We start from the raw sequence: 2952 nt of genomic DNA, 5'->3' as shown, positions 1-2952 counted from the left end.
GAAAGACTATTCAGTTCCTTTGCTGGCGCAGCTACCGCTGCACATCAAGATCCGGGAAGATATCGACAGCGGCAAGCCGACGGTTGCCTCGTCGCCAGACTCGGAGCAGGCTGCGGCTTATATTGACTTGGCGGGGCAGGTGGCCAGCCGCTTGTTCTGGCAGGGCAAGCCGATTGCCGAGCAGATCACAATACGCACAATGTAATCCTTTTCTTGCAATAATTATGTAAACTTTGTAGTTAATCGTGCCAGGTGTCGCATTTTTGCTGGCATCTGGCCGTACAAATCCATATAATCAGGCGGTTTAATTATACCTATTCGCACAATTATCTGGTTTACGATGAAAAAGCAGATAGTTGTTTAAATGAGTATTTCCACCTCGCTACGTTGTCTTACAGGTGCTTTCTGATATGTCTGAAAACTCACACCAATGCGTCATTATCGGTATCGCAGGCGCTTCTGCGTCCGGTAAAAGTCTGATTGCCAGCACAGTTTATAAAGAGCTAAAAGAAAAAGTCGGCGATCATCAGATCGGTGTTATTACGGAAGATTGTTACTATAACGATCAAAGTCACCTGACCATGGAAGAGCGGGTCAAGACCAATTACGATCACCCGAATGCCTTGGATCATGACTTGCTTTGTGATCATTTGCAGATGCTGGTTGAAGGTAATGCGGTAGAAGTTCCGCAGTATAGCTACAGCGAGCACACCCGCATGGAAGAAACCACGCCGATGACACCTAAGAAGGTGATCATTCTGGAAGGCATCTTGCTGCTGACCGATCCGCGTCTGCGCGAGATCATGCATGCGAGTGTCTTTATGGATACACCGCTTGATATCTGTCTGCTACGTCGTCTTCAGCGTGATGTTGCTGAACGTGACCGTACGATGGAATCGGTACTTGAGCAGTATCAAAAGACGGTACGCCCTATGTTCATGCAGTTTATTGAGCCGTCTAAACAGTACGCCGATATTATCGTACCTCGCGGTGGTAAAAACCGCATTGCCATCGACGTGCTTAAGGCACATATTGCTCGATTGCTGAAATCGTAGCATTGGCAATGAGGCAGGCGCTGCCTGCCTTGATTGGAAATGACAATATTTGATAGGCAGCCTTAACGGCTGCCTATTTTTTTGCTCTAATAACAGATAATTAAAAACTAATACATCTATTTGCTGTCGTATACCCAAGTTACTTCAAATGACTGCTTGGATATATCAGGAACGGGCTCTGGAAATACCCACAGGCTTGTAACCCTATTCAGTGTGGACGGATAACACGAGGACACGATGAAAAAGCTTTTGTATGCCGTACTGGCAATTGTAGTTGTTATCGTAATAGGGATCGGTGCGCTGCTGGCACTGGTTGACCCTAATCAGTTTAAGCCTTTGATTGCCGAGCAGGTGAAGAAGGCGACAGGGCGTGATCTGGTGATCAGCGGCGATATCGGCTGGCGTTTCTTCCCAAGCATCGGCTTTACCCTGGGCCAGACAGAATTCCGCAACCCGCAAGGCTTTGCCGAGCCAAATTTGGTTCAGCTAGGCAGTGCCGAGCTGTCGGTATCCGTTGTCCCGCTTTTCTCCCGTCATCTTGAGATAGGGCATGTCAGCTTGCAAGATGGCCGGGTCTTTATTCAGACACGCAAGGATGGTGTGAGTAACCTTGATGGGCTTGGGCAGCCAGCGCCTCAGGATCAGCAGTTGGAGACAACGTCAAGCCAGCCAACGACAGCACTCGAGACAGGAACAGCTTCTGAGCCTGCTCCATCACCTCAGGATGCCGCACAGCCATGGACCATCAGCCTTGAAGGTGTCGAGCTCGTAAATGCCAGTGCCGAGATCCGTGATGAGCAGGCCGGCACCTTTACTTCAATCAATACCTTGAACGTTAACCTGAGCCGTTTTGCGCCAGGTGAGTGGGCTCAGTTCGGCTTTGATGTTGCGGGACAAAATGGCGAGTTGGCCTTTACTGCCAACGGTGAAACTGAACTCTTTATCGTACCGGCACTGAACTATGCCGAGCTGAAGAACCTGAAGTTGTCAGCGACGGCAAAAGATCCGGTTAACGATATTCAGTCACTGAACCTGACGTTAGACAAATTCAAAGCCGGAGACTGGTCGGTTGTGACATTTGCTGCAAAAGGCGAAGTGCCTGATCTGGCATTTGATGCCAAGGGTGAGACACGCCTGAAGTTAAGCGAGGCCTTTGATTTGGTTCAACTGCAGGCGTTGGCTCTGGAATCTGGCTTGAAAGGAGCGGCATTACCTCGCCCTGAGATGACTGTAAAGCTGAATGCTGATGCGGAATATGATGTTAGCAAGGGCATGGCAACCTTATCGCAGTTTAAGGCAGATGTTGATGAGATCAGTGTCAATGGTGAAGGCTCGTTCAAGGCGGCTGACATTCCGGTTATCCGTTTTGCAGTTAATAGCGACAATATTGATCTTGATAGCTTCCTTGGCCTAGACAAGAAAGAAGCGACCCAGGCTGGTGGTGAAAACGGTGCCGGCCCGACCACCGCCGGAACCACAGCAGATCCAGCACCGGCTGCAGACAAGAACAAAGAGCCGGATCTGTCGGCATTGAAGGGGTTGGATGTTGCCGGTACCGTCAAGCTGGGCAAATTCAAAGCAGCGAATGCCAAGCTGGCCAATGTGCTGGTGGATGTGAAAATAGCCAAAGGCGTACTTAACCTCAAGCAGTTCAGTGCTGATTTGTATGACGGTAATATCATTATGCAGGCAACACTGAATGCCAACGGCAAGCTGCCTTCGTACAAGGTGACGAATAAGATCCGTGGTGTGCAGGTACAGCCGCTGTTGATCGATGTTGCCGACAATGATGTATTGGCGGGTAAGGGCGATATCACGATGAACCTTGCGGGCACCGGATTGGCCGAAAAACGTATCCGTGAAAATATCACCGGTACGGTTGATATTAACTTTGCCG

2 protein-coding genes and 1 pseudogene are annotated in these 2952 nt (G+C 49.5%); all 3 read left to right on the top strand.

What is annotated here, in order from left to right; translation table 11 throughout:
• Positions 1–205: pseudogene (locus MHN01_RS22855) on the top strand (iron-sulfur cluster carrier protein ApbC); the annotation flags it as partial.
• Between the two features lie 205 nt (positions 206–410).
• On the top strand, positions 411–1055 hold the full coding sequence (gene udk / locus MHN01_RS22850) for a uridine kinase (RefSeq protein ID WP_160648541.1): 645 nt from the start codon (positions 411–413) through the stop codon (positions 1053–1055).
• Between the two features lie 237 nt (positions 1056–1292).
• A partial coding sequence (locus tag MHN01_RS22845; protein WP_239413644.1) for an AsmA family protein occupies positions 1293–2952 on the top strand: 1660 nt, incomplete at its 3' end.

Source organism: Photobacterium sp. OFAV2-7 (assembly GCF_022347985.1).
GTDB lineage: Bacteria > Pseudomonadota > Gammaproteobacteria > Enterobacterales > Vibrionaceae > Photobacterium.
Note: the sequence above shows the minus strand (reverse complement) of the source record. Positions and strands in the feature narration are given on the sequence as shown.